The following is a 26,862-nucleotide window of genomic DNA, read 5'->3' as shown; positions in this document are numbered from 1 at the left end:
ATTATAAAACGTCCCTGCATCAAGTAAAATGGCACGCATTTGTTTTTCCTTGTACTGTATTTCCACTTTTCAGCGGAAAAGAGCTAAAATATTGGGGGCCGAGGCCCCCATTTCACTCATTTTACGATATCGAGCTTATGCAGCAGATTGTAGAAGACTACGGCAGCTTCAGCACGAGTTGCAACAGCTTGCGGTCGATAAGATCCGTCCGGATTGCCGCTTAATAAGCCTGCGGCCGTCGAAAGACGAATCGATGCCTCTGCCCAAGAAGATACACTAGCAGCGTCTGTGAATGTGAGTGTAGCAGCTGCCTTCACTGTTTGAGACAGCTTCGTTAATGCCAATGCTCGGCTGAGCATCACAGCCATCTGCTCCCGCGTAATGGTCGCATTAGGCTGGAAGCTGTGGTCCTCGAAGCCATCCACCAGACCTAACTCACTTGCAGCATGAATCACAGAGGTATACCACTCTTGTGCGCCTACATCGGAGAATTTGGTTTGCGTACTTTTCGACGGAACGATCCCCATAGTTTTCACCAGCATCGTGGTAAACTCTGCTCGTGTGACCGCTTGATCCGGTGCGAACGTCGTGTCCGTCATGCCATTCAGCAGCATTTTGGAAGCTAAGGCTTCAATCGCAGACTGGGCCCAATGTATCAGCGGAACATCTGTGAATTTGGCTTGATGTGAGACAATCGCATACACACTATTCCCATTTCTACTTAGTACCGCTTCTACTCCATTCTCATGTTGGTGGAAAGAGGCTGGCACAAACGTCATTGCACCTGTTTGTTCGTCAATTACAACGACAGTGGCTGTAGATAAATCCGTAACGCCATTCGTGATGATGCTCCGAGTGACGAATAACGACCCGAAATTATCAATCTCCGTTTGTTTTCCACCACTTGACACCATGAGTCGGAAAGACACCGGCGTACCGATCAATGTTACGCCTTGCTTTTCAGCTGCTTGACGAACTTGTGCAGCTTGCTTGGTTGATACAGGCGTAATGGCTACATGCAAGCTAGCGTCCCCAGAGTCTGTTCCTATCGCATTCAGAATAGCAGGGTTAGATAGGATTTGGAGTGGGATTGCGTATGAACCCGCTTCATTTTTCAGCGTAACCATTGTATTGGCTAGTGCAACAGGATTAGCTGCAAGTGCTTTTGACAGTAACGAACTTGGAATCACGACTTCATCCGTTTCATTCGTGCTGTATGCCAAAACAAGTGGCGTCCCTTGCTCTTTCGTCAACAGAAGCTCCAAAGCCTTCTTCATATCCGCCTCTTGAATGATGGCTTCTCGGACGTCTTTACCTTCGCTATCCTTGACAGTTTGGCGTTTGAACGAATCATTCGTCAATTCAATTTGATTGCCTTTATCCACGACAGTTGGTGCAGGACTGGAAGCACCTGTAGATGGATGAACTACAGGCACTACAGGATCTGGTTCCTCCCCTGTTTTATAAACCTTAATCGTATCAAAATACAGCGTCCCTTGGCCGAGCGTACCTCGCGCTCCTTGATTCATATAAATCGAAAACTCCTTAATCGCATCCAAATCGATAATAGCATTACCGTTTGTACTCCATGGAGCTCTGGTAAACTTACTAAATGGCAGTTTGATAACTCCTGATTTATCATCATTCAAATCGATATAGGATTCCCATGCTGAACCATCAGACTCTAGAAACTGAATCGTCAACTGGCGATTGGATGCATCCTTTTTCAACCAGAAACGTATACCTTCATACGCTCTCCAGTCTAAGGCATCGAGCTTTTTATTCACGCCAGCAAAATTCTTAGATGCCGTTGGCAACTCATAAACATATTTGCCGCCAAAAGGTCCGGCCTCTTTCTGATCCGATACAGGCGTTAAAGTTACTGTCCCACCATCTTTGTTTGTCGAATAGTTGCCTCCAGCAACGAGTTCGCCACTGCCATAATAGTCAAAATTATCTATGGTCGGTACTTGGTCAATCGCGATGGAATCGATATAGATGGTATTCGATCCAACTTGCCCCGCACCTTTGTTCACGAAAATCGCGTAAGATGCAATTTCAGCTCGATCGAGCTTGCCGTCCCCTTTTGACCATGTTTGATTGCGGGCAAATCCACCGAACGGAATTTGAATAACACCGGCTTCCGTTGAAGTCACCATCGTCTGCGCTTCCCAGATATCCCCGTCACTTTCTGTCAATTGGAACGTAATTCCATGCCCAACTGTATCAGACTTCAGCCAGAAGGACAGCGCATTACCTCCGCTGGCAAAATTGAGCTTCCCGAGTGTCCGTTTGACGCCGGCATAGCCTTTGTTTGCAGTCAATTCGTAGCTTAGTTTAAGCGCATGAGCCCCCTCTTGTTTGGTGCTGTTTTCTAAGGAAGCTACGATCTCAGCGCCGCCTGAATCTTTCACATAATCAGCACGCACACCAGCATCTGTTGAATAGAAATCGAAATTGTCGATCTCACGAAGCGAAACCGCTTGAATATCATCTAGATACAGCGTTCCTGCACCATTTCCAATAGAACCTCTATCCACATAAATAGAAAACTCGGCAATAGACGCCAAATCGAGTTTCCCATCTACCGCTACCGATTGATATCCTGCTAGATGGAAGGCGCCAAAAGGAATCTTCAATAGGGTGCCATTGGTATGGTTCATAAATACTTTGGCTTCCCAGTACTCGCCGGTTGCGTCCTTGATTTGATACGTAACACCGCGTCCGGCTTGCCCTGCCTTCATCCATAATTGGACACCATTGTTAGCCGACCAATCCGTACCACCGATTGATTTGGTTACACCTGCGTATCCTTTGGCAGAAGTCAGATCAAAGCTCAGCTTGAGACCAAATCCACCTGATTGTTTTGTCTCAGCATCGAGTGTTGCCGTAATGGGATCCCCATCCGAGTTGCGTTTATATTGGGCTTGCAGCTTTGTATTGTCCGTTCCATAGTCTTCGTACGAATCAACAACTGGTGACTTATACAGCCGGAAATCATCCAGGTAAACCGAACGTGTTACATTGGATGCTCCATCAATATTGATACTAAATGTCGTTATGGACGAAAGGTCAATGACATTGTTCCCGACACCTTGATTTGAGTTTTTCCACCAGTCTGGCACATAAAACTGATTAAAAGGCAACTTAATCAACTGTGGTTCACTACCCGATACCCCAATATCTTTTTTCCAAACCTCACCTTTCGTAGCGCTTCCTTCATTGAACTGAATGGAAATGCCTGTGTAGGCTTCCGCAGGCTGTACCCAGAAGGAAATGCCGCTGTTGCCAGACCAATCCTTATTCGTAATTTGCTTTTCCATGCCCCCCCAGCCTTTGCTCAGCGATGAGGTCAATTTCAAACTGTAATTCCCTTCGGATTTATGAACGCTATCCAACTTCAATCCAAGTGGTGAACCTGAGTTATTCACCGTATATGCGCTTTGTAACATCGAATCTGAGCCTGTATAGCTTTCAAAGTTTTCAATGACATCACTTTTCACATTGGAAGGCGGCTCTAACTTTTCTGAACCCACGCCAATTTGGATGCGTCCCACTTGTGGACTCCAGTACTCAGAAGCGAAATTTGGTGGAATAACCGGGAAAACAATTTTCAAATATTTTGTTCCTGCTGGCAAGGTGTAGGCTGTGTAAACCATTCGGCTCCAGTAACCTTCGCCTGGAACTTCATCTACACGAACCTGACTAACCGTCGAGTAATGTTCACCATCCGGCGATGTTAAAAAGGTAAAATTGGGAAGACGATACTTACTTGGTTCTTGTCTGGCAAAGCTCGTCATGACGAAATAATTCATATCCCCTGCTGTTTTATACACGAACGATTCCGCATTGTTAGCTGTACGTAGTAATCGCTTTAAATCGTTGCCAAAAAAAGCGCCTCCGGATTCGAAACCTAGATTCGGCGAGTGATCTGCCATTTTCAGCATATTATTCATTTCGTCTGTCAGTACGCCATTCGTGATTGCAACGCTAGAAATCGCTTCTTTATAGATGAGCTCTTCGCCACTCGTGTGGTTGTATACGATTTCAATATCACCGAGTTGAGATTCTCCATCCCCTTCTGGGAAGGTTACTTTGAAGTACTTCGCAGCCGTAGGCAGCGTATTCGTGCTATACACAATTTGACGCCAATCGCCACTGCCAGCATCTGTTTTAGTTACCTGAAGCTCCGTGTAATTGGTTCCATCCGTAGAAATCCAGAACTTAAATTCATTATTCGGATGATCCGACTTGCGGAATGCGGTAGTCTTTAATGACAATGCCCGCAGAGCAGTCGAATTTGTCGCTGTCGATGGCAGTGCGTAGGCCACGAATTGATCAACCGCATTCGGCTGCAGCTTGAGTCGATAATGATCTCCTCCGAATAGGGCTGGATTCAAATCATCTGTGGTGAATTTCAGATCCGTTGAGAATTGATACATTTTGCTGTAATCAATGAGTTCATCCTGAATAGCATGCTTTGCAATGACTGGACCTACTACTGGGGAATACGTGGATTCACCAACGGTATTTCGCGCCTTCGTTCGATAGAAGTACGTGGCATCCGTAACCGAGGTCATGTCGTCAAATAAATCCGTTTTGGAAGCGTCGTAGACCTGCGCTCCGACAATATCCCAAGGTCCATTCGCATATACGGAACGCTCTACTGTATAGGCAGTTGCTCCTGTTGACCCCTTCCATCCGATACGGGAAACTGTATCAATCGGAAGCATAATCGGTGCTTCTGGTCGTGGTAAAGCTGGCTTTGAATGAATACCGCGAATCTCATAAGCTTTATCCCGTAACAGCCCCAATACCGATGACTCCTCAAAGCCTTGCTCGCCAGCTGGGAAGCCTGGCCATTTATACGCTTCATAGAAAGTCCCGCCATATGTGCCTTCTGTATGTCGGAAGAAGCCACCATCCTCACTGTGATAACGAAGACTCCAGATCAATGCACCACTGGTACCTTTTTCAATAACATTGTTTAAGAAAGCTGTTAATTCTGTCTTTGGAATGAAGCCGAATTCCCCCACATAGAAGGGCTTTTTCCCTTCGGCCAAATTCTTATCAAGATTCACTTGAGAAGCAAAGCTAGCGTAATGGTTAGGATAATAATGGTTACTTACGATGTCGATAGGTGAACTTTCCTCTAGCGAACTGGCATCAATGCCGTATTTTCCGTCAATGAGCAAGTGTTTTTTATCGATATTTTTGATGAAAGTACCCATTTCAGTCGTCCATGCAGAAGATGGAGGTGTTAATTCATTACCTGTCTCCCACGCGAGAATCGCAGGATCGTCCTTGTAAAGCACGTTAGTTATCGTATTTCTACGATTCAATACATACGAGATCGTATCTTTGAAATCCTTCTTGATGTCCGGATCGGTCCAGAAAGCATCTTTGCTCTTCCCGCGAAACTTGGCGTACTCACCAATTCCGCCCCACCAATCATATTGATCAACGAAGGGGATAATGAGGCGAATACCGTACTCGTTGGCAAGGGCCAGGGCACGATCCAGCGCTACGAATGCTTCTTCGTTAAATTGTCCATGATCTTCCACATGCCGTATCATGCCTGGGTAATCGGTATCCTTTTTGACAGAAAGGACATAGGTTCTCGTTGCCGTTGCTCCCATTTGTTGCAATGCTTTAAATGCATCACGCTGCTCCCATTCCGTGGGAACCTGCCAATAGCCATCCTCGACCATGGTAAGCGTAGGCACATTCGCCCCAATAAAACGAAATTCACTAGCGCCATCCATCAATTTATCACCTGATCGGGTAATAAAATGGGTTAACACTGAATTTGTTTCCGCTTTCATTTTTGGCGTGCTTATAAATCCGCTCATGAGCAAAGACACCACTAGCATAGCTACTACAAGCTTTGCACACATGCTTTTCAAACGCATACGTTCGCCCCCTCGTATCCTACATTTTGTATCATTTTAATTATAGGAGGGATGATCGGCGGTGGAAATGTACTGGCTTGGCATTTTATTGGGCTCTATTGTCCTTCTAACGATTTTCGTTAATTGGACAATGGTGATACCTTTTTTTGTTCCATGTACATGCGAGGCGTGCAAAAATCCATCTATTTCGCGGCAAGAATGGCAAAAACAGAAAAGTCTAGACAGCACTTTCCAACGTTCCCTTACCATTCTCACTCAGCTACCTTCACACTTTCCTTCTCCAACCCCCACTCTACTCTCAAAGCCAACTAACTACCCTTCGCACGCCGCTTCCGTCCCTCACACCTCCACACTTTCCATCCCCCCTATGGTTGGGTTGGGTTGGGTTGGGTTGGGTTGGGTTGGGACAGTTAACAGGAAAAACTACAGTTATTCTTGAATAATCGACCCGAATATTTGATTTAGATGGAAATTATGCAGTTAATTTTGCCCATATTTAACCATTTCGGCAAAAGGATTGAAATTAACTGGATGAAATCCAGCTATTTGCTGAATAGACGGGATTTCTTGCAAATTAACTGGAGAAAATCCATCTATTCGCGGCGAGACGGCGAGAACTGGTTTCCTTGAACAAAAAAAACACCAGACCATGTCGGGTGTCTCACACTGGGAAAACCCAGCCTCGTCTATGCTATTCATGTACATCTAATGCTTCAATCTTCTTCTCGCCTCAAGCTCCTGCTTCAACGCTTGTTCTACCAGCTCGGCCATCATATCGAATTTCTCAGCAACCGTGTAGGTTAACATGGCCCCGCAGTGCGTACAACGCTGCATCTGGAGCTCTGTTGGTTTGGAACACGATTTGCAAGTAATCATGAGAAGTTGTCCCCTTTGTTAAAATAATATACATCTATTATACACATCTGGGGCGCATCGCACACCTTAGTTAGAACGGAAGGTACGAGGTGAACTTCCATATTTCTGCTTGAATGCTCGTTCGAAATGCGTTAACGTATTGAACCCTGAAGCGAAACAAATCTCAGTAATCGGAATATCCGAAGCTTGCAGAAGTGATTTGGCAAATTGCAAACGCAAACCTTGCAAGTAGATTTGGAACGAAATACCCGTCATTTTATGAAATACGAGACTGAAATAATTAGGTGCTAATCCAGCTTGCTTGGCAGCATCCTCCAAACGTAGTGCTTCGCGAAAATGATGATGCATATAAACAAGTGCACGTTGAAGTGTTGGGGAATGCGACGACGTATCCTGCAACTCTGGAAGAAGTTTGTTTTCATGATAGGTTCGGAATAGATACAATAGGATTCGCTCGAAAGCTCCTTTGATCAAAATGGGATGTCCTGGCCTCTTCATTTGAACCTCGTCACGAATCAATTGAAACTCTGACTCTATGACCTCATGATGAGACTCGTTCAGGTCAACCATATACTCCGCAACTTGCCCAAACATGAATTCTCGCAGCCCTTGTTCCAGCAGTTCCTCATCAAAAACAAGATTATACAGCTCCATAGCTTCATCCGGATACGAATAGATTTCATGGAAATCTGCAGGAGTTAGCAGGAACAAGCTGCCTTTTCGCAGCTCATGCTCGGTTCCATTTACAATATTCATGCCTCTACCACGAATAACAAAGCAAAGCTCATAGAATTCGTGCCAATGAAGTGCATGATGTTCAGTAATATGTTGAAAGTAAATTTGAAAGGAGGATGCAGGATGTATGAATTGTTCATTCGTTAGTCTCACAGGTTGCTTCTTCATCCGCTTCCTCCTCATCGCAAATTTTGTATATCATAAGATTTCCCTGATGAAAGTCAGAATCCTTCTACTCTACATTCGCATATTTATTTCCAGCTAGATCTTTGCCGCGAGCCAACCATACTTTAAAATTCGGGTTTTTATCCGCATAGATCTTCGTATCTGTAGAGAAATAACGCATCGTGTAGCCGCAGCGACGGAATTCACTCTTGTTGGGTTCAGCGCCGTGAATGATACGTGAATCATGCAGCGAGCATTGTCCTCTTTGCAGTTCAAAATGAACAGCTGTGGATGTATCCATATTCTTGATTTGCGTACTGAAGAGATTCTTCGTGCCGTCTACATTTTCGTATTCAGAAAACCCGTTGTTGTGCGTGCCTGGAATAACTTGCATGCAGCCATTTTCCTTCGTGCTATTGTCGATAGCTAACCATACAGTAATGATGTTATCGAAGTTGCTGACGCGGCCTTTCCAATAAGCAGAATCCTCATGCCACGGCGTTGCTCGGCCTACGAACGGATCCTTACAAATAAAATGGGAGGACCACAGACCAATGTTCGGTCCGATAATTGGCTCAACAAGGTCCAACACTTCATCCGATAATAAAAAGTTGAGTAGGCGATCCTCACGGAAATGCGGAGTGTCCAACTCGTCTGACAGTTTGCTGCCTTTTTGCTTCAGCTGATCTTCAAATAGCTCCGTTAATTCAGCTAATTTCTCCGGGGAGAATAGCTGTTTCTCATATAGAAAGTACCCATTCTTCTTATAAAATGCAACTTCTTCTTGTGTTAATTTACTCATCGTAACCCCTCCTGAAAGTGTGATCTTATCTACACACTAACTATACCCTGAAGTAGGATTCGAAAGCTTATCGTAAGCTTAGAAGAAGTTAGCTTATCTTCAGATATGTTGGCTGTGTCACCTCAACCGCCTTATACCCAGAACCAGAAAATTAGCAATAGCATCGTGAAGCGAACGATCTCGTAGGAGGTATCTACGGCTACGACAAGCCAGCTTTTGAACTGCCATACCTTTTTGCCAATTGTAAATGGAAGCGTATAACCCGCTGCTAGCAGCATAGTAAACCAGAAAGCATTGGATAATCGGTCTCCATCATATTCAAATGCCTGGCCACCAGCTTTCCATAGCTCTAAACAGACTGCGAATGCAATCGAGGTGATGAAGGATACAAGAATATATATCACAAAAGATTGGATCTTATCGCTTTTACTTACGTTAAGCTGGGCCTGGCCCCCCTTGCCGTACATATGCTTCTGATAAGGCTTTGCCCATATTACTGCCATCCATAGAAAGCCTAATACTAATGATAAAATCCCAGTAACGAACACAGCCCAATAATTAATTTCTTGAAATAACATTTCGAATCTCCTCATCTCGCCTATGTAGTTTTACGAAACCATTTGGTTTCGTTTTTCATTATATACAACCATTTGGTTTCATGTCAATTCCTATTTTTTGTAAAAAAGTATGCAGAAGTCTAATGGTTTTTCATGAAGTTCCACTCTTGTACATATCAACCATACACCTAATGACATATGCATAGAATTAGATAAACCTAAACTGGTTTATGTGAGGTGATCTTTCGTATTGCAGCAGTTCGAAGAGGTACAGAAGTGGATCACAATAGCAATTTCGCAGCATCTGTAAGTGCTTAGAACGGACAATTCACTTTAAAATACGTGATGGAGTGATGGTGGTGGACAATTATCAAATCGTTCCATGGATCGATGACGTCTTGGATCCAGGAATCGTAGCTAACATGTATGTTCCTCCAGGATTAGAAATGCTGGCGCGAGAAGTCGCGGGACATTATGACATGCAGGTCTATGATATGCTCTTGATTACTTCCAAGCCAGATAAAGGCGGCGCTATTTGGAAAATCAGCACAAGTAAGGGCAATCTCAGTATTAAATGTTTGCACAGACGGCCTAGAAGAAGTCTTTTCAGTGTCGGCGCTCAAGCCTATATGTCTGGTTTAGGTCACAGGGTTCCCTCTTTTATTCCTACGAAGGAAGGCAATTACTACGTTGAAGCAGGCGGGAAACTCTGGATCGTGACAGACTGGATTGAACCCCTGGTACCCGTATCCAAAGTCGACCTGGACGGAGCTTCTCAGCTGTGCTTTGGCTTAGGAGAATTCCACAAAAACTCCAAGGGATATGTTCCTCCTAGTGGTTCAGAGAAATCCTCGCGCATCTATGGCTGGGGCAAATATTACGAAAAAATAATAGCCAAAATTGGTTGGTTTCAGGATATCGCTCTCGCCTACTCTGATTCCGCTGCAAGTGCAAATTTACTTGCCGTCATTGAGGAATTCAAGCGGCAAGCTAACGACATGTATCTTCGTTTCCAAAATTCCCCATACAACGCAATGTTAGCCAAAGGTGAACCCCACTGGGGACTTGCCCATCAAGACTTCGGATGGTCGAACGGCCAAATGGGGCCAGGCGGCATCTGGGTTATCGACTTAGACGGCGTTTCCTACGATTTGCCTATACGTGATTTACGTAAATTGATCACAAGCACCATGGATGATATGGGTGTGTGGGACATAACTTGGATTCGAGGCATGATTGACGCTTACCATCGAGCAAATCCTCTTGATCAAGAAACCTTCGAAATCTTGTGGATCGATATGGCTTTTCCAAATGAATTTTATAAGCATGTCAAAGAAATCGTGTTTAATCCGCAAGTGTTTCTTGAAACTGAGCTAGACATCGTCCTTCAAAGACTCATGACAACCGAAGCAAGCAAATGGCAAGCATTAACTGAGCTTGAAAAAGATAAGGCCAACTATCCACTTGGAGACTACTCGACGGATTCCGTCCAACCGGCCATCGAACGTCCGGCCGTTGTCGTTCCTGGAGATTTGTTGACACCAATATATTCCGATATGCCAGTTACTCCAGTTACTCCAGTTACTCCAGTTACTCCAGTTACTCCTCTTACTCCAGTTGCGCCAGTCGTACCTACTACGCCAGTTGAGCCAGTCGTACCTACTACGCCAGTTGAGCCAGTCGTACCTATTACGCCAGTTGAGCCAGTCGTACCTGTTGCGCCAGTTGAACCAGTCGTACCTGTTACGCCAGTTGAACCAGTCGTACCTGTTACGCCAGTTGAACCAGTCGTACCTGTTGCGCCAGTTGAACCAGTCGTACCTGTTGCGCCAGTTGAACCAGTCGTACCTACTACGCCTATTACGCCTATTATGCCAATTATGCCAATTGAGCCAGTTATTCCAGTTGCACCATTCGTACCTGCTACACCAGTAACACCTGTTAAGCCTGCTGTTGAAGAGATTATACCAATTCCACTTGTGCCACAACCAATATATGCTGAGCTGCCTGCAGTAGAGGAACCTGTTTATGCCAAGAAACCAGTCGATAAGAAAGTCATCCCTGCACCTTATAAATCAGCGCCTGTTACGGTCACCATTCCTTCTACGCGTAAACCAGAAAGTGACTCCGCCAAAGCACCGGTTTTATCAGAGCCTGTTTTGGTTCCAGTTACACCAGAAACTGTAGCTGCAGGAGATCCTGCTGCTAGTACCGTGCCTCCAATGGCAGCAGTCATTCAATTCCCTGCTCGTAGACAGAAGAGATTTAAAGTCCGCGTTCCAAGGAAGCGACGCGCATTGAGAAAGACCAGAATCATCAAGAAAACTCGTTATCTCAAACGAAGAAAACTAAAGAGACTCACAAAATGGAAACGCATCACAGGTATCAAGATTATCTGGGGTTACAAAAAATGGCGTACTAAGAAAAAAGTGAACCCTATATCCCGTTCTAAGAAGAAACCATTGAAACGTAAACTGGGACTTAAAAAACCAGTTAAACGTGCAGTGAAGCCAATGATGAATAAAATACAACATCCCCTATTAAATAAGCAAGTGCCGCCACCGTGGAAAAAAAAGCAGATTCCACCTAGAAAAGGGACTGCCTGAGAAAGGAAGCTGTTAACTCGTGAACATTCTGATGATTTGTACGGAAAAGCTGCCTGTCCCCAACATTCGAGGGGGAGCTATTCAAACCTATATTGACGGTGTGGCTTCGCTACTAAGTAAACATCACAGAATTACCATTTTAGGTAGAACAGACCCTGCTTTACCAAACGATGAAGTCATGAATGGTATTCGCTACGTTCGTGTGGAGTCACACGGTCTACTTGAACCATACACTGCAGGGGTTATCCAATTTCTACAAAATACGGCGGAACATTATGATATTATTCAAATTTATAACCGCCCTTTACTAGTCCTTCCTGTTAGGGGCGTTGCTCCTACATCACGGATTATTCTAAGTATGCATAACGATATGTTCAATCCCTTTAAGATCGCGCTTAATGAGGGGACTAAAGTTATCGAACAAACTGAGCGTATTATTACCATTAGTCAATATATCGGAACGGCCATCTGTGATTACTATCCCCATGCAGCGGACAAAATAAAATCGATCTATTCCGGCGTTGACTTGAATCGCTTTGCTCCTTGGCTCGAGTCCGAACAGGCAAGGAGTGCTCGAGAGAGCATAAGGGCTGAATACAATCTTTCCAACAAGAAAGTCATTCTTTTTGTTGGAAGGCTCACCCGTAATAAAGGTCCCCATGTCTTAGTGCGTGCGATGAATCAAATCAAACATCCTGATGCTGTACTCGTTGTTGTCGGTGGTGCCTGGTTCAGCGATAACTCGGTCAGCGACTATGTCGCTTACGTCAGAGCGCTTGCCGTACGATCACCACTTCCTGTCATTACAACTGGCTATGTGCCTGCGCAAGATGTTCACCGCTGGTTCTGTGCAGGAGATGTCTTTGTCTGCACGTCGATTTGGCAGGAACCATTGGCACGTGTCCACTATGAAGCCATGGCCGCTGGATTACCATTCCTCACAACAGCTAGAGGTGGCAATCCAGAGATTGTAAAGAATAATAACGGATTACTCATCAATAATCCTGAAGACCCCAGCGAATATGCACAAAAACTAAATTCATTGTTATCTGATATGAACCATGCAAGACAAATGGGACTTAATGGACGAAGATTGGCAGAACAAAATTACCCATGGGAACGCGTTGCTCAGGAAATCCTTGCCGTCTGGGAACAAAGATAAGTATAGACATGGAGATTTCTAGTTAACTTAACTGGCTGTCCCAAAAGTAGATACTTCTACTTAGGGACGGCCCATTTTGTTGCCATGAGTCTCAGAGCAAGCCAGGTTAGCTCTTTACTTTAATTGCAGGAAAAACCCCTTCTACGAGCATGGATCCTCTGCGAAACTAGCAGAAGCCATAACAAGAGTAAGAGGTTTTTCATGCATGGAGTGTCAAGCTAATAGCCAGCAGTCTACTTACTTGACCATATCTCTTTGATATAATTTAACTTCTTCTACTTATGCTTCTTCTTCTTCATCGTCATTGTCATCGTCATCATCGTCATCATCATCGTCATCATCATCATCATCGTCGTCGTCTTCATCTTCTTCGTCTGATTCTTCTTCACCATCAGTAGAAGCGACAGTCGCTTCTTCTGCATTTTCATCTTCTTCGTCGTCGTCGTCGTCGTCTTCGTCTTCGTCTTCGTCATCATCGTCATCATCGTCGTCATCGTCGTCTTCTTCTTCGTCTGACTCTTCTTCTCCGCTTACAGCTGACACTGTTACTTCTTCATCTTCTTCATCTTCGTCTTCTTCGTCTTCTTCGTCTTCTTCGCCTGATTCTTCATCTTCTTCGTCTTCTTCGTCATCTGCTGCACCAAACGCTAATTTGGTACCGTCAGCTAATTCCACCTCAACTTCATCAACTTCCGCCCAAGCGATGTCTTTCTCTAAATCATTGATTTCAGTTAAATCAACCTTGTCTTTGTCACCGTTCTCAAACTCCAATGAGATCTCTGTTACTTCAGGATGCGCTTTTAAATAACTGAGTAATTGTTCTAGACTTTCCAAAAAAATCATTCCTCTCGCCATAAATTAGAAACTTTATTGTCTCCATGTATACTATGATTTTTCCTACTTCATGCTTAGGCTCTTGATAGAGTAGATTCGCGGATTATGTTTGTCCAGTTAGAAGATTTTCATTAAACGTATACATATCAGCTTATTTTCCCTGTTAATAGCCCTTACATTTCATAATTTTCATCATAAATTAATAATGTCTTCATATAGACAAGGAGGTAAAAGCTTATGAAAGGATTAATTCTCTGTGCAGGCAAAGGTACTAGACTCCAACCTTTTACCAATTTAAAACCTAAAGGTCTGCTTCCAGTGGCGAATAAACCCTTAATTCATTACGGTATTGAAAAGCTAGTGGAATTAGGCATCGACGAGATCGGAATTGTAATTCGGACCAATCTTCATGCCATGTTTATGGAAGAAGTAGGTGCTGGTGAAAGGTGGAATGTAAACATCACATATATTTTTCAAATTAATCCTTTGGGTATTTCTGACGCTGTGAAACACGCCGAATCTTTCATAGACAACGAACCCTTCGTGCTGCTTCTTGGGGATAATTTGATTACCCAAGATCTTCATGGCTTATGTCACGCAATTACACATGAGAACCATGATGCAGCCATTCTACTAAGAAAAGTGACGAATCCAAAACAATTTGGAATTGCCGAAGTGAATGAAGATCGCATTATTGGTCTGGAAGAAAAGCCTTCAGAACCCAAGTCAGATCTTGCGGTTCTGGGGAGTTATGCGTTTAAACCAAGTATATTTAAAGCAGTGCATGCGATCAGTCCCTCTGCCAGAGGCGAATACGAAATTACAGATGCCATTCAGTGGCTGATTCATCAACAATATTCGGTAGCCTATCAAATAACTGATAAGAATTTCTCCGATGTTGGAACTATGGAAGGCTGGCTTGAAGCGAATAGATGGATGCTGACGCTAATGGAGGAAGAAGGTTCACTGCCGTATCCTATCAATTATCAAGGAACCACTTTCATCCCACCTGTATGCATCGATCCTAGTGCTGAAATAATTAATTGTGTGATCGGGCCTTACGTAACGATCGGACCCAATGTCAGACTCGAAAGTTGTATTTTAGAAAACAGCATTTTGTTAGAGTACGCCATTCTTAAACCTAACCACTATCCAATGACGAACTCCATTATCAGTCCACAGTCGGTGTTTGTACAAGAAGATGGAGGGTCAGGAAAATGAACATTCTAATCATGGGTATGGGATATGTTGGCGTTACGACTGGATTAGTATTTGCAGAACTCGGCTGGCAAGTTACGGGGTTAGATACGGATACAATAAAAATTCAGGCATTATCAGAGGGGAAATTATCTTTTTATGAACCAGGACTGGATCAGTTATTAAAGAAACATATTGAATCCGGAAAAATCAACTTTACTTCCTCTTCCGAGAAGGGAATACGTGAGAATGACATCATTTTCATATGTGTTGGCACCCCTTCCGATAAAGATGGAAGCGCTGATCTTCAGGCTGTTCGAGGAGCCGCCCGAAGTATTGGAACTTTCATGGATGACTATAAAATTATCACTGTGAAAAGCACAGTTCCTATAGACACAAACCGCAAATTAGTCGAGTGGGTCAGAGAATCTCAAATCCATCCCATCCCCTTCGATGTTGTTTCTAACCCAGAGTTCCTTCGGGAAGGCAGCGCCTTGTTTGATTCACTGAATCCGGATCGCATTATTATTGGAAGCGATAATGAGCAAGCCGCAAATGTCATTCAATCCTTATATGGCAGCATAAAAGCCCCCATTTTTGTGACCAAACCCCGAACAGCGGAATTGATCAAATATGCATCGAATGCCTTCTTGGCAACTAAAATTTCCTATGTGAATGAATTAGCAAGACTTTGCGAATTGTTGGAGGTCAATGTTACCGATGTCACCAAAGGCATGGGCATGGATCAACGGATAGGCCCTCATTTTCTAAAAGCTGGGATCGGTTATGGCGGATCTTGCTTCCCGAAAGACAGCATGGCTCTCTTATATACGGCAAAAGAGCAAGAAGTTGAACTCAGCATCCTTGAACAAGTTGTTGCCGTCAACAACTCACAGTCTTCCTACTTTTTGAACATATGGGAGCAAAAACTAGGTGGATTCAGAGGTAAAACCATTGCGATTCTCGGCATTTCCTTTAAACCGAATACCGATGATTTAAGGGAAGCACCTGCACTTTCCATCATTCAACAATTACAGAACAAACAAGTGAACCTTAGAGTACACGATCCCATTACTAAGCTGCCTGAAGCTCTTCGCTCTAATACGGTTCAACAATTCGAAACACTTGAGATCGCATTGCAGCATTGCGATGCAGTCATTCTTTGTTCGGAATGGAAAGACTATAGAGAGGCAGATTGGCAGCAGTTAAAAGCGCAAATGAAAGATTATTATATCTTTGATGGTAGAAATACGCTGAACGGCAAAGAAATGACCAAGCTAGGCTATACTTATTACGGCATTGGAAATAGATAATCTGCTTAAGATGGGAGGCTACTTGGAAATGAAAATACTCGTCACTGGAGCAGCAGGGTTTATCGGATCTCATCTTTGTGAAAAACTTCTCCAGGATCCACGCAACGAAGTCATTGGGTTGGATGCTTTTGTTCAGAAATCTCCAACACCTGTTCAAGTTAGGGAATATAACCTTCGATATTTACTTGCGCATGAACGATTCACCTTCATTAGCCAGGATTTATTACATGTTCAGTGGGCGGAGATTCTTCCTGGGATAGATATTGTCTATCACTTGGCTGGGATGCCTGGCGTGCGTTCCAGCTGGGGGGAGGATTTCAAAACCTACGTCACCAATAACATCGAGGCAACGCAACGACTACTTGAAGGTTGTCGGATGTATCCCGTCAGTAAAATCGTGTATGCATCGACATCCTCCGTGTACGGCGAAAAAACGAATCAAGTGAATGAGACTGCTACGACAGTGCCACTCTCGCCATACGGGGTCACCAAACTGACTGGAGAGCAGCTCTGTAAGGTTTATGCAACTAAAGATGAGCTACCTATCGTTATTCTACGATTCTTTACTGTGTACGGCCCTAGACAGCGTCCTGACATGGCGTTTCATCGCTTTATTCAGCATATTCGACACAATAAGCCAATCCCTATTAATGGTGATGGACTCCAAACTCGCGACTTTACATTTGTTGGCGACTGTGTGGAAGCCATCGCAGCAACGGCCCATGCGGCGAATATCATTGGCGAAACCATCAATATCGGAGGCAAAGAACGTGCCTCTGTCCTTGATTGCATCGCCATTCTTGAGGAGCTTTTTGAGCGGAAAATAGACAGGCAATTTCTTGGCAAAGCCTCCGGAGAGCCTCTTCATACCTGGGCAGATATCAGTAAGGCACAAACACTGCTCGGCTACCAACCAAAAACCGATTTACGCACTGGATTACAAGCAGAAATCATGGATTTATCACAGACTCCTTATTTATAAGGAGTTTTTCTATTTGGATGAACTCCCTTCTAATGCTCCATACATATAAATTCGTAATTTGGACAAAAAATAGACCCATTTAACGCTGAAAAATCCAGTTATTTGTAAATAAAGGTAAAAATCATTCATTTTAATTGCATCAAATCCAGTTATTTGAAAATATCAAGTCTGACTCCCCCCCATATCGTCACAATTACAAGCGTTTACATGACTTTCATTTAAGAAAATCACCTTTCTCCTGCACATTGACGCTCTCTAACGTTTGCAATTCCTACCATCATCGTTTATATTTTTATCTTGCTGGCTATCCTATTAACATAGAATTCGGATTATTTAACAATTTAAGCCAGTATATAAATAATGATGAGGTGTACCCAAATGACATTGAAAAAAACAGCTGCAGGGCTTCTTATACTTACTATGGCAGTTACAGGCGCTGCTTGTTCTACCAAAGATTCTACAACTTCTCCAACTCCTGCTGCTACAGCAACAGCAGCTCCACAAGCAACCGCTGCTGTAACACAAGATGCAACGAACATGAAAGGTTATATTGCAGCTAGAATTGCTCGCGAGAAAGTAGATTACTTGTTCGCTGAAGCCAAATCAGCAGACGGAGCTTTCGTTGTAAATCCGATTGCAGCAACAGATAAAGAGTCAGCTAAGAAGTTTCTTGCTAACTATGTCGATGCCGCGATGCTTGATACGTTAGCAAATCATTATGTAACAGATACGAAGGCTGGTGCGACATTCCTTACTAACACGAAGTCGTACTTCACTTCCAATATCTTGGCGACAAAAAAAGAAGAAATTACGTTTGATAAAGCTAACACGCCTGAACTCGTGAAATTCACGACGAAAGACGGTGTGACGTATACAACGAAAAAAGTGAACGATAAATTCCTTCTCTCAGAAGTGAAATAGTATGATCCACGTCGGATCAACGAAAGCCCAGCCCCTATAAATAGGGGTTGGGCTTTTTGTTGTGCCGCTCACCAGAGAATGGCCGCCATTTCTTGACGGGGGACCTCATCCATAAACCTTAACTACCTCAGAATCTCCAACTAGCTAATCTCTCCAAAACTCCTCGACCTTAATTGGCACTTCCCCTCCCTCGAGAATCAGAATAACTGTAAAACCTACAGTTAAATTTTATCATATAAGCGATTTAATGTAATAACTGGAAAATATGTATTTATTTTTAAACATTTCATGCCAGAATGGAATAATCACATTAAATAACCACATTATTTCCAGTTAATTTGATTTTTCAGTTCAATTGCAACAAATTAGTTGTACTTTATACAGTTAATTCGTAGTAATAGGCCTGACCTACCAACTAGCTACTCTTCCCCCAGCCAAAGTCCTCTCGCAATCATCTGTCCTAGGCGCCCCAGCATCATCTCTCGCACCGCGCACAAAAAGAGCTAAGCTCCCGCTTAGCCCTTTTCATTATTCAGCTATTTGTTAAAATAATTGCTCTTATGAAGCCAGTCCGCAATTTGGAACGAACGCATAATATGAGCTTTCTCCTCATCCCGCGGCTCGCCAACCAGCGTACCGTTATTAAGAATGGTGAAATTTCGATTCGTATTCACAAGAATTTTCCCCATTGCTGTTGATTCAAATTTCGCTTTATCTACGCCCATTAGATAAGCAAGCGTCGGTAAAGTGTCAATTTGCCCGCCAATCGTAGGTATCTCTTCACCTTGCATCCCTTTACTGTAAACGATGAATGGAAGTTGCAGCGAATGCGTTCTCCACGCTTCATTTTCTAAGGATGGAATCGCGTCAACTTGGTCTTGGTAGTATTTATGCACACCGGTATGATCACCATAAATCGCAACAACCGATTGATCCAACACGCCTAATTGATCCAACTTATCTATGAATGCACCGATCTGTTTGTCTGTGTAGTTGATCGCTTGGAAGTAGGCTCCCATGATCGTCTTATCCAAATTTGGATCTAGACGGAGCTGCCTTGTTTTCTCCGGTAAATCGAAAGGTCCATGACTGGACAACGTAATGACATGCAGCATGAAGGGAGATTGGACATTTGCCATTTTATCGCCAAGCTGTCTAAGATAGGATTCATCTGACAAACCAAGTCCAACGATATCATCTACTTTGTATTTCCGTAGATCCCAACTCGTTTGGTACCCAATATTGTGATGCGCCTCGACCCAGTTCCAGCTTCCCGCGGGTTCCGAATGTGTGGAAATCGTCTGATAGCCCATACCTTCCATCAGCTTGGGCAATGAATTGTACGTATTCGTTGGATAACGGAAGAAATTCGCTCCAGATCGAACTGGAAATACGGATGTCGTAGTCAACAAATCACTATCAGAACTCGTCCCATTGTTAACCTGCTCATAAAAGTGATTAAAATAGAGACTGTTACCAAGTAGTCGGTTTAGGTTCGGCGTAATTTCTTGTCCATTTACCTTCTCACCAATAACGAAGTTTTCTAGAGATTCCACCTGAATGACAATGAGATTCTTCCCTTGAAACATCCCTTTGTAGCTATTATCTGGCAGAGTTTCCGCATTCCTTGCAAGCCAATCTTGTACTTCTAAACGTTCTTGATCGGCGAGCTCGATGCCTTTCGCTTCACCGAAAAGTCGTAAACCATCATACAAATGATAGCCAATTGGTGACATATCTGACATAGATTGAAAAGGCGCCCAACTCAGATTGAAGAACATCATTTCTCCGTCTGTCGTATCCTTCACATCGATTCGGTAATGCTCGTACGATACAACTCCTGCAGCTAATATCATTAGCGTAATTGCTAATATTGGCTGTCTTTTCCGTTCAAGTCGGCGTGACATAATTGACGTATTTTTATATCGGAAAAGCACAACAGCACCAATCACAACGAGATCAAGCAGCAACCACAAGTCAAATGGGCGTATAAACGTCCAAAGATTATAATCAAGTGGGTTAAATCCATTGGGATGCACAATGAAGCGAAGCGATAGGAAAGCTGCATACGCTCTGTAATAAACGAGATCGCACACCAGAAGTAAACTGAATAACACTTGTACCCCTATCAAGTAATAGCGACGACCTTTCTTTTTGAAGAAAAGCCCAATGGCAACAACAAACAATATGAACATTAAATGTGAAAAGACGGGTGGAATTGTAAAATACATATCACCAATATTGATTCCCGCATTATCTGGCGCATGCAGTGCTGCTAGTAGAAGCTGTGACTTCCACAGAATAGCAATGAACGTATACAACGACAGCTTATCGCTGGTAACGAGTACACGAAAAAAACTTCGAAGCGTGGAGCCGATGGTCCTTCTTTTATAGGATGATAATTGCAGCAAAAACGGTTCACCTCATACCTGTTGATTTCAAGCCGATTTTCCCATTTTAACACAAGTTCCTGTCACAAGTTGCTTACAAATATTGCAATATAGCGACAAGCAGCTGCGCATGGGACTGCTCAGTAGCGTGAAGGACCTCGAGACAACGTGCCCCAAGGTCCTTTCAACAGGCAATTTCACTTCACTAATGAAGTCCTCACTTGATATATGTTTGGAGATTATAGATCAGGACAGCAGCCTGGGCACGATTCGTCGTCTCCTGTGGGAACATGCGATTCGCATAGCCATGCACCAGTCCTATTTGTACTAATGCAGAAATACTCTTCCGAGCATAATCAGAAATCGTGGAGATATCTTCGAAAGCAGTGAGCTCCGATTGATCTCCCTCGACACTGAGTTGTTTCGAGGCACGTAGCGCTCGATCCGTAAGTACCATCATATCCTCTCTCGTAATCGAAGTTTTCGGATGGAACTGATTGGCTTCGTCGCCTTGCACAATACCCAACGCCCTTGCAATTGCGACAGGTTGCGCGAAGTATTCTCCAGCCTCAATATCATCGAATGGTTCGCCAACAGTCGTGCCTTGCAATCCTAGCACTCTCATTAATAGCACGAGATAATCCGCACGTGTCACAGCTGCTCCTGGACTAAACTGTCTATCACCCGTGCCATTCACAATGCCCGTGGACGCCAACGCTTCAATAGCCTCCACGGCCCAATCGAAGGAAGCTAAATCATCAAAATGAAAGGGATCGTGGATCGTAAGTGGTGTATGCGTATTCGTTTGCTTCGTGACACTTGTCAGTTGGGAATCTACGATCTTCACACTACTTAGCGTTAGATCATTTTTACCATTTTGAATCGCTTGAAAATGTAACTTAAATAAGGACTGCTCACCTTCTAAGCCTTTCCCTTGACCGACCTTTGTATGCGCGAGTTGGATGTGAGCATCCTTGATAAGTGGTGGAACAGAGAACCCAGGTGCATCGGACTTTGCATCTATGAATTTTAACCTTGTAGGGTCATACGCCAGATTAATTTCAAATGCATACACGTCTATCAATTGATGTCCCTCAATGACAACTTCGATGGTGTCACCCTGATTCGGCATTTGTGTAGAAACCTTTATCGTAAATGTGCCTGACTGATCGGCCTCTGAGGCCCAAATGGATGTAGGAAGAATCAAACTTAGCATGAGTACTATAGCGAAGCTGCAGGTCATCCATTTCCGCAAAGCCATGTTCGATTTCCTCCTTCAGCGTTCAGAACGATTCAATCTTGTTAAGGAAAGCCTCGCCCGTCATAAAACTATACGAAACGTATCATAACGGGCGATCTTTCACCTATTTACTTTAACTCTGAAGATCATTGGACCTTTATTATTGCAAAATTCGTTGTGCCACAGCAGCCAAATCGACCAGATCCACTTTGCCATCTTTGTTGAAGTCAGCTTTCTTGAACTGTGCCCAATCCGTATCTGCCGATGTCTTACCGTAAGCCACGGCTACATTCGCCAAATCTATGACAGTGAAGATGCCATCATTATTCAGGTCGCCTTCACTACCGCTGTATTTCTTATCGTCAAAGTCATCTAAAGCCTGTTGCAGGTTGGCTACCGCTTGCGCCACTTGCTGATTCGTGACATTTGGATTCGCTGCCACACTTCTTGCAGCATCAATTGCGATTTGCAGTACTGCTTTCGCCCCTGCCGCATATTGACCACTACTATAACCTTCTGTAGCCCCATCATAAATGGCTTGAGCCGCCCCGATCTTACTGTTCAGGATCGTCAGATCGACGATCGCTTTGACCAGAATCACTTGGGAATCTGAGCCAAGGTTCGTCGCTGTTTGCAAATCGGCTAAGGCTAGACTGTCCAACGAGATCGTTGTGGTCACATTATCTGCTGGCGCTAACGCTTTCCAATGCAGTGTCATCAAAGGACCGTTAACATCACCACCAACCAAATTCGCTGTCAGAATCCGCAAATGTCCCGCTCCATCCTTCTGGCCAATAATCGTGATTGCGGGATTCAAAGCTTCCACTGAGACAAATTCAAGCAACCCTGCGTCATAAGACAGTTGAATATCTTGGGCATACACGCTGGAAACGACATCAACCAAGCTTATCCTTGTATCAAAAGATTGCCCGCTTGTGACCGTCGTTGGTCCCTCTATGGTAGCTGATGGCGGAACGGAACCATACACTCTTACTTCATGAACAGACCACCAACTGGAATTCGTTCCCGTTTGAACCACTTTGAAATATCGAGCCACCTGTGGTGCAAAATCGGCCGTTATAAGCTTATTCGTGCCAACTCCACTCGCAATTGGACTGCCCCATGTCACACCATCATTGGATACGTAAATCGCATACCCGCGTGCATAGTCATTATTGCTGCCTGTGGAATCCATCTCAATGCTATTGATACTCGTTGCAACCTTCATATCAATGGTGAACGATTGCTCTGGCGATGGCGCCATCGGCTTGCCCGCGCTCCAGCGCGTCCCCATATCGCCATCAATGAGATGGGCTGCCGGATCTGCGGACGTTGATGTCACTGTCCAAGCCGAACGATCCAAGGCTCTCTTAGGCGTTGTTACACTTAACGCTGCACTTAACGCGGAATAGTTATTTCCGCCATCTTTGGCTTTCACTGTGTAGCTGTAAGTCGTCAATGGTTTTACAGTCGTATCCAGATATTCAGCCGTCGTTGTTTGGCCGATGAGCGTACCATCTCGGTACACGTCATAGCTCGCCACATTGAGGTTATCTGTCGATGCGGTCCAACTAATTTTGACACGATCATATGCTGATTCTTTGAGTATTAGATTCGTAGGCACACTTGGCGCTTCTGTATCACCAGCATCCGTACCGTAGAAGTTTATCGTCTGTCTTTGTGAGCTGCCGGATGTCCCATACACACGCCCGCCAACGCCATTAATAATGTGTGTAATTTCACTGCGGGCCGTACCATTTAGCCAAATCGTCGTGGCATGATGGATTTTCACACCAGCCGTATCCGGTACCTCAATTGCATTTTCCAGCTTCACGGCTGCATCTCGGAAATAAGAGTAGACACCTAGTCCCCAAGCTTCATGCGTAGTGACCGTGTCAGCCACTTTATACGAGGCATATCCATTCTTGCTTCCGTCCATCCAAACGGCTTGATTCGGAACATCATACGGAATCTCAGACTGATAGAAGTATACGCGACCGCCGTTCCCGTTCCACAGCGTTTGATACTCGTTGTGATGCTCATTAAATAATCCGTAAAGAGTAACGTCATCGCCATTCACGATAAGTCCATTCGTCGAAACGTTCTCTGTCCAACCTGCACCAGCACCATGGTCTGCACGCCACATCCAGAAATGATCACCAATAATGTCATCGCTATTAATCGTCATCTGAGCTTTATTTTCACCAACAACAGCTCCTCCTGTGCGGAAAAATAAATCATGCAACGAAGTTGGGTTTGCCGAATGATCAGATGAACTCCCGGTTGGTCCGACTTCTAATAACGACGAGGTTGCATTCGGCCCCGCTTCATAAAGCAGACCTGCCAGCTTCACACCATCCACATCAGCGATCGTCATAGCTGGTTTATCAGATGTTGGAATAAGTGTCGGCATCCCTATACCAAGAACAACCGTATTTGCATTGTTGATACGTATCGTATCATCCAAGTGATAGATTCCCGGCGTAAATAGCAAATTCTTGCCATCCGCCAGCGCAGCATTGATATTCGCAGCACTTGTTGTTGCAGGTACATCAGCACGTACAATATAGAACTGATCAATCCCTATGGATTCACCTGGTGTTGAGCCATTAGCCCAGCTTGCACCTTGTGTATTCTGGGAGAGTGATGGGACGAATACTTGATACTCATTGGTGTTATTAATGTAGAGATATGGCTTCTCTCTTATGACTGGCGTGTTCTCAACTACGGTATAAGGCGGATCGGGAAAGTTCCCTGTTGGCGTATTCTTGTCACCTACGAACACCATGTTCCATACCCCGTTGGACCAACTCGACCATTGACTGTTTCTCGAGAACCATTGCTGCTGTGAAGCCGGTGTTACTTGACCATCCACAATGGAATCTGCTAGGAAACCACCACTTGCCCATCCTGCACCCCATCCAGCATCAAAATCGAACAAATTCAATTTCCCTTTGATATGTAAACGCCTTAGCGGTGCCGCTTGTGAAACGGCGATTTGCGTTGTACCTGCCGAGAAGTGAGCCGGTGCAGGCGGTGTATAATTGAAGGTTGGATTAATGCTTAGATTCTCAATACCTCGCCAAAAGTTACGTGTGGCATTCCCATTATCCCAATCTGCATTCACATTCAATCCGCCGTTGATCAACACATCATCGGGATTGAGCCCCAGCCCTGAAGCTTGTGTGTTAAACCCAATAAAGTAATTGCCATTATAAGTACCTGGTTTAAACAAGAACGCATCTCGTTCCGTACCAAATTCATTTGACTCCTGTCTTGTAAAGACTGCATTCACAGTACTTTGAATGTCAGCAGCCGGCATATCGGGATCAAACACATACACATTCGGACCAAAAATCGAAGAATTTGCCTCACCGATTGGTGTTGCTGCACTCGAAACGCCAGGACTCCACAAACTGAGAACAATCGCCATCATGGAAACGGATGAAACCATTTTCTTAAAACTTCGCATTGTATACCTCCCTTAGAATTGGAACCTAACTTTCCTGCTTCATTCCTTAATAGGTAAGCGATTACATAATTGCTCCGATCACCCTCTCATCTTACAAAGTAGGATGCTGTCTCGTAGTTGGTACCTTAATCATAGAAAAATACCGCCTTTAATGAAAGCGGTAAACTTAAGAAGATTAGGAGAGTTATTTAAGGTATTGGGATATTTTAACTATTAACAACGACCTTGCCTTATTCTACCTTACTTATGGATATGCTTATGTATATAGGCTCGCATCCGATCATTTTCTACCCTGGTCCTTATCCTGTTCACCTTACGAAACAACAGAAAATCCTTAAAATGAGGTAGAGTCAATCAATCAGGAGGTCGAACATGAAAAAACTAACTCTAATCTCTACAGCTTTACTCGCAACAACAGTGCTTGTATCCGCATGCGGAAACGGGGAAGAAGCTGCTACTGCAGATAAAGGTACATCCGGTGAGAAAGTAAAGCTTACCATTTGGCACAACTGGTCCGGTCAAGATGCGAAAGCAGTTGCAATGCGTAAAATTCTAGATGATTTCCAAGCTCAAAATAAAGATATCACGTTGGAGATTGAAGGTCTTCCAACCGACGGTTTGAAAACTCGTCTAAAAACAGTTGCAGCAGCCAATGAAATGCCTGACTTATTCGTAATGTGGCCAGATGCGATGACGAAGGAATTCGTTAGCGGTAACTTGCTTCAACCGATCAACGAGTTCTTGGATAGCAAACCAGAATGGAAAAACAATTTCATTCCAGGCGCTTTAGACGGATATACGGTAGATAACAAAATCTATTCCGTACCGATGAATCTATCTCCAACTTCCTTTATTTATTACAATAAAGCGCTTCTTGATCAATACAAAGTCGCTGTTCCTAAGACATGGGATGAGCTAATGGCTGCGGTCAAAACGTTCAATGACAACAAAATCATTCCAATCGCACTTGGTAACAAAGCAAACTGGGCTGCTCAATCCACCATTTTCAGCGGACTTGCTGATCGTATGACGGGTTCCGAATGGTTCCTTAAAGCTGCTAAGCAAGATGGCGTGAAGTTTACAGACCCTGAATTTATTCAGTCTTTGAAAAAGCTGCAAGAGCTAAGCAATGCAAAAGCGTTCCAAGATGGCTTTAACAGTATTGATCAAAACCAAATGAGACAACTGTTCTATCAAGGTAAAGCAGCGATGTTCATCGATGGTGGATGGGCAATGGCTGACGTCGTTCAGAACGCACCGAAAGATTTACTTGCCAACACCCATATCGCTTTAATGCCATCCATTGCAGGTGGAAAAGGTGATCCTCAATCCACTTCTGGTGTTGTTGGAACTGGACTTGGCGTTAGCAAGAAACTTACTGGGGCTAAGAAAGAAGCCGCTCAAAAATTATTCTACGCACTATCTGGTCCTGATGGACAACAAGCAACGTTGAACAGCTCAACATTAGTTAGCTACAAAATCGAACTTGATCCTTCCAAAGCAAACCCGTTATTCGTTGAACTCAACAACCTGATGAAAACAACGAAAATCACACCGGTTTATGATGCGAAACTAAGCTCCGCTGCTGTGGAAGTTATCAATAACGGTCTACAAGAGCTTCTAATGGGTGGAAACGCCGAAGCAATTGCTAAGAAAATTCAAGATTCACAAGCTGCATCACTAGGTAAATAATACGTT

Annotated in this window: 16 protein-coding genes; 7 read left to right on the top strand and 9 right to left on the bottom strand. The window is 44.0% G+C overall.

Features of this window, described 5'->3' with window-relative positions; genetic code table 11:
- Window positions 1-116 precede the first annotated feature (116 nt).
- From AC58QG_RS22915 to AC58QG_RS22895, 5 genes are all read right to left on the bottom strand, one after another.
- The gene (locus AC58QG_RS22915) at window positions 117-5,912 is read right to left on the bottom strand and encodes a carbohydrate binding domain-containing protein (RefSeq protein ID WP_497364443.1); all 5,796 of its coding nucleotides are present in this window, start codon (window positions 5,910-5,912) and stop codon (window positions 117-119) included.
- Between the two features lie 705 nt (window positions 5,913-6,617).
- Entirely contained in the window at window positions 6,618-6,788 is a 171-nt protein-coding gene (locus tag AC58QG_RS22910; protein ID WP_497263717.1) for a hypothetical protein, read from the bottom strand.
- 66 nt (window positions 6,789-6,854) lie between these two features.
- Window positions 6,855-7,691 (bottom strand): helix-turn-helix domain-containing protein, encoded by an 837-nt coding sequence (locus tag AC58QG_RS22905; protein ID WP_497364442.1) that lies wholly within the window; start codon window positions 7,689-7,691, stop codon window positions 6,855-6,857.
- A 64-nt stretch (window positions 7,692-7,755) separates the two neighbouring features.
- Entirely contained in the window at window positions 7,756-8,490 is a 735-nt protein-coding gene (locus tag AC58QG_RS22900) for a phytanoyl-CoA dioxygenase family protein (RefSeq protein ID WP_497364441.1), read from the bottom strand.
- A gap of 131 nt (window positions 8,491-8,621) precedes the next feature.
- Window positions 8,622-9,068 carry a DUF1761 domain-containing protein gene (locus AC58QG_RS22895; RefSeq protein WP_497364440.1) on the bottom strand — a complete coding sequence of 149 codons (447 nt, stop codon included), beginning with the start codon at window positions 9,066-9,068 and terminating at the stop codon, window positions 8,622-8,624.
- Between the two features lie 338 nt (window positions 9,069-9,406).
- Here AC58QG_RS22895 and AC58QG_RS22890 point away from each other — a divergent pair, with 338 nt between their 5' ends.
- Window positions 9,407-11,653 carry a CotS family spore coat protein gene (locus tag AC58QG_RS22890; RefSeq protein WP_497364439.1) on the top strand — a complete coding sequence of 749 codons (2,247 nt, stop codon included), beginning with the start codon at window positions 9,407-9,409 and terminating at the stop codon, window positions 11,651-11,653.
- Between the two features lie 19 nt (window positions 11,654-11,672).
- Entirely contained in the window at window positions 11,673-12,815 is a 1,143-nt protein-coding gene (locus tag AC58QG_RS22885) for a glycosyltransferase family 4 protein (protein ID WP_497364438.1), read from the top strand.
- Between the two features lie 279 nt (window positions 12,816-13,094).
- Here AC58QG_RS22885 and AC58QG_RS22880 read toward each other — a convergent pair whose 3' ends face one another.
- The gene (locus AC58QG_RS22880) at window positions 13,095-13,670 is read right to left on the bottom strand and encodes a hypothetical protein (RefSeq protein ID WP_497364437.1); all 576 of its coding nucleotides are present in this window, start codon (window positions 13,668-13,670) and stop codon (window positions 13,095-13,097) included.
- A gap of 216 nt (window positions 13,671-13,886) precedes the next feature.
- Between AC58QG_RS22880 and AC58QG_RS22875 the strand changes: the two genes are divergently transcribed.
- The 4 genes from AC58QG_RS22875 to AC58QG_RS22860 all read left to right on the top strand — a co-directional run bounded on the left by AC58QG_RS22875 (window position 13,887) and on the right by AC58QG_RS22860 (window position 18,062).
- Complete coding sequence (locus AC58QG_RS22875; RefSeq protein WP_497364436.1) at window positions 13,887-14,870, top strand: sugar phosphate nucleotidyltransferase; 984 nt, start codon at window positions 13,887-13,889, stop codon at window positions 14,868-14,870.
- Window positions 14,867-16,159, top strand: coding sequence for a UDP-glucose dehydrogenase family protein (locus tag AC58QG_RS22870; protein ID WP_497364435.1), 1,293 nt, complete (start codon window positions 14,867-14,869; stop codon window positions 16,157-16,159). Before AC58QG_RS22875 ends, AC58QG_RS22870 begins: the two co-directional genes overlap by 4 nt.
- Before the next feature lie 28 nt (window positions 16,160-16,187).
- On the top strand, window positions 16,188-17,141 hold the full coding sequence (locus AC58QG_RS22865; RefSeq protein WP_497364434.1) for an NAD-dependent epimerase/dehydratase family protein: 954 nt from the start codon (window positions 16,188-16,190) through the stop codon (window positions 17,139-17,141).
- A gap of 378 nt (window positions 17,142-17,519) precedes the next feature.
- Window positions 17,520-18,062 carry a hypothetical protein gene (locus AC58QG_RS22860; RefSeq protein WP_497364433.1) on the top strand — a complete coding sequence of 181 codons (543 nt, stop codon included), beginning with the start codon at window positions 17,520-17,522 and terminating at the stop codon, window positions 18,060-18,062.
- Window positions 18,063-18,598: 536 nt separating this feature from the next.
- On the opposite strand, the gene AC58QG_RS22855 is transcribed toward AC58QG_RS22860, so the two are convergent.
- The 3 genes from AC58QG_RS22855 to AC58QG_RS22845 all read right to left on the bottom strand — a co-directional run bounded on the left by AC58QG_RS22855 (window position 18,599) and on the right by AC58QG_RS22845 (window position 25,164).
- Window positions 18,599-20,473, bottom strand: coding sequence for an LTA synthase family protein (locus AC58QG_RS22855; protein WP_497364432.1), 1,875 nt, complete (start codon window positions 20,471-20,473; stop codon window positions 18,599-18,601).
- 196 nt (window positions 20,474-20,669) lie between these two features.
- Window positions 20,670-21,713 (bottom strand): S-layer homology domain-containing protein, encoded by a 1,044-nt coding sequence (locus tag AC58QG_RS22850; protein ID WP_497364431.1) that lies wholly within the window; start codon window positions 21,711-21,713, stop codon window positions 20,670-20,672.
- Between the two features lie 139 nt (window positions 21,714-21,852).
- Window positions 21,853-25,164 carry a pectate lyase-like domain-containing protein gene (locus AC58QG_RS22845; protein ID WP_497364430.1) on the bottom strand — a complete coding sequence of 1,104 codons (3,312 nt, stop codon included), beginning with the start codon at window positions 25,162-25,164 and terminating at the stop codon, window positions 21,853-21,855.
- A 372-nt stretch (window positions 25,165-25,536) separates the two neighbouring features.
- Here AC58QG_RS22845 and AC58QG_RS22840 point away from each other — a divergent pair, with 372 nt between their 5' ends.
- Window positions 25,537-26,856 carry an extracellular solute-binding protein gene (locus AC58QG_RS22840; protein ID WP_497364429.1) on the top strand — a complete coding sequence of 440 codons (1,320 nt, stop codon included), beginning with the start codon at window positions 25,537-25,539 and terminating at the stop codon, window positions 26,854-26,856.
- The last annotated feature ends 6 nt before the right edge of the window (window positions 26,857-26,862 follow it).

The sequence above is a fragment of the Paenibacillus sp. J22P169 genome (assembly GCF_059691995.1).
This window is presented reverse-complemented; position numbering and strand designations above follow the sequence as displayed.

Excerpts from the sequence above, each read along its gene's own strand:
- AC58QG_RS22915 (WP_497364443.1), bottom strand. The coding sequence starts at position 5,912 with ATGCGTTTGAAAAGCATGTGTGCAAAGCTTGTAGTAGCTATGCTAGTG.
- AC58QG_RS22910 (WP_497263717.1), bottom strand. The coding sequence starts at position 6,788 with ATGATTACTTGCAAATCGTGTTCCAAACCAACAGAGCTCCAGATGCAG.
- AC58QG_RS22905 (WP_497364442.1), bottom strand. The coding sequence starts at position 7,691 with ATGAAGAAGCAACCTGTGAGACTAACGAATGAACAATTCATACATCCT.
- AC58QG_RS22900 (WP_497364441.1), bottom strand. The coding sequence starts at position 8,490 with ATGAGTAAATTAACACAAGAAGAAGTTGCATTTTATAAGAAGAATGGG.
- AC58QG_RS22895 (WP_497364440.1), bottom strand. The coding sequence starts at position 9,068 with ATGTTATTTCAAGAAATTAATTATTGGGCTGTGTTCGTTACTGGGATT.
- AC58QG_RS22880 (WP_497364437.1), bottom strand. The coding sequence starts at position 13,670 with ATGGCGAGAGGAATGATTTTTTTGGAAAGTCTAGAACAATTACTCAGT.
- AC58QG_RS22875 (WP_497364436.1), top strand. The coding sequence starts at position 13,887 with ATGAAAGGATTAATTCTCTGTGCAGGCAAAGGTACTAGACTCCAACCT.
- AC58QG_RS22870 (WP_497364435.1), top strand. The coding sequence starts at position 14,867 with ATGAACATTCTAATCATGGGTATGGGATATGTTGGCGTTACGACTGGA.
- AC58QG_RS22865 (WP_497364434.1), top strand. The coding sequence starts at position 16,188 with ATGAAAATACTCGTCACTGGAGCAGCAGGGTTTATCGGATCTCATCTT.
- AC58QG_RS22860 (WP_497364433.1), top strand. The coding sequence starts at position 17,520 with ATGACATTGAAAAAAACAGCTGCAGGGCTTCTTATACTTACTATGGCA.
- AC58QG_RS22850 (WP_497364431.1), bottom strand. The coding sequence starts at position 21,713 with ATGGCTTTGCGGAAATGGATGACCTGCAGCTTCGCTATAGTACTCATG.
- AC58QG_RS22845 (WP_497364430.1), bottom strand. The coding sequence starts at position 25,164 with ATGCGAAGTTTTAAGAAAATGGTTTCATCCGTTTCCATGATGGCGATT.
- AC58QG_RS22840 (WP_497364429.1), top strand. The coding sequence starts at position 25,537 with ATGAAAAAACTAACTCTAATCTCTACAGCTTTACTCGCAACAACAGTG.